Origin of the sequence: Streptomyces sporangiiformans (assembly GCF_005768555.2) — a bacterium.
Lineage (GTDB): Bacteria > Actinomycetota > Actinomycetes > Streptomycetales > Streptomycetaceae > Streptomyces > Streptomyces sporangiiformans.
The window spans coordinates 1-1100 of sequence record NZ_VCHX02000218.1 but is presented as its reverse complement, the minus strand read 5'-3'; the positions used below and the strand labels follow the sequence as shown (position 1 = coordinate 1100).

The 1100-nt window shown below is 72.3% G+C and carries 2 protein-coding genes; both read right to left on the bottom strand.

From position 1 onward, the window contains the following. A partial coding sequence (locus tag FGD71_RS34970) for a TerD family protein (RefSeq protein WP_181359331.1) occupies window positions 1-648 on the bottom strand: 648 nt, incomplete at its 3' end. Window positions 649-713: 65 nt separating this feature from the next. Then, window positions 714-935, bottom strand: a complete 222-nt coding sequence (locus FGD71_RS34965; protein WP_119104590.1) for a hypothetical protein — start codon at window positions 933-935, stop codon at window positions 714-716. Window positions 936-1100: the final 165 nt, after the last annotated feature.

Here is a 1100-nt window from a genome sequence, read left to right as displayed (position 1 = left end):
GGGCGGGGCGGGCGGTGCCGGGGGAGCGGCCGCGGGCGGGGGCGTGGCGGCGAGGCGCGGGTCCAGGGGCGGAGCCGGGGGAGCGGTCGGGGGCTGCATGCTGGGGGCGGGCGGGGCGACGGGGGTCTGGGCGGGGGCTGCCGGGGTCGGTGCCGGTTCCTCCACCGAGACGCCGAAGTCCGTGGCGATGCCCGCCAGGCCGTTCGCGTATCCCTGGCCGACCGCGCGCGCCTTCCAGGCGCCGTTGCGGAGGTAGACCTCCACGATGACCAGGGCCGTCTCCGTGCCGAGCTGGGGCGGGGTGAAGGTGGCCAGGACGGAGTTGTCGTCCGCGTTGCGAATGGTCGCCGTGGGTTCGATGCCCTGGAAGGTCTGGCCCGCCGCGTCCGGGCTGGCCGTGACGACGATCTTTTCGATGCCCTGGGGGACGGCGGCCGTGTCGACCATGATCGCGTCCGCAGTCGTGCCGCCGCCCGAGCGGTAGCTCACGCCGGGGCCGGTCGGCTGGTTGTAGAAGATGAAGTCGTCGTCGGAGCGCACCTTGCCGTCGGCGGTGAGCAGCAGGCCCGATACGTCGAGCCGCACCGGGGCGGTGACGTCCACCGTCACGCGGGCGACGGGGAGAGGGATGTTCGAGCCGGGGGTCATAGCTGTCATGCCTGGGGTAACGAGCGGGTTCGCTTTACCGTTCCCTTACCTGGCAGCCAATCGGGTCAGTGGCTGTTGCGGGGGTGGTTGCGGGCCGTGCGTTCGTTGCCGCGCTTGTAGTTTCCGGTCCAGCGGGCCATGACCAGTTGGGGGTCGCCGGAGGCCACTTCCGTGAGGAACTGGTCGGCGCGGGGGCCGCGCAGCGTGGTCGCCGCGCGGCCGTTGTGGGTGATCTTCACGGTGCCGTTGGGGTTCGCTTCGTAGTGGAAGCCGTGGGGTTTGGGCATGGCTTGGATGCTAGGAGGGCGGCGGGTGGCGGGCCCACTGGTTTTCGCCCCCGCCGCCCCTACCCATTCCCATCCCCTGGGGCTCCGCCCCAGACCCCGCCAGAGGGCTCTGCCCCCTGGACCCCCGCTCCTCAAACGCCGGAGAGGCTGGATTTTCGAGCCCGG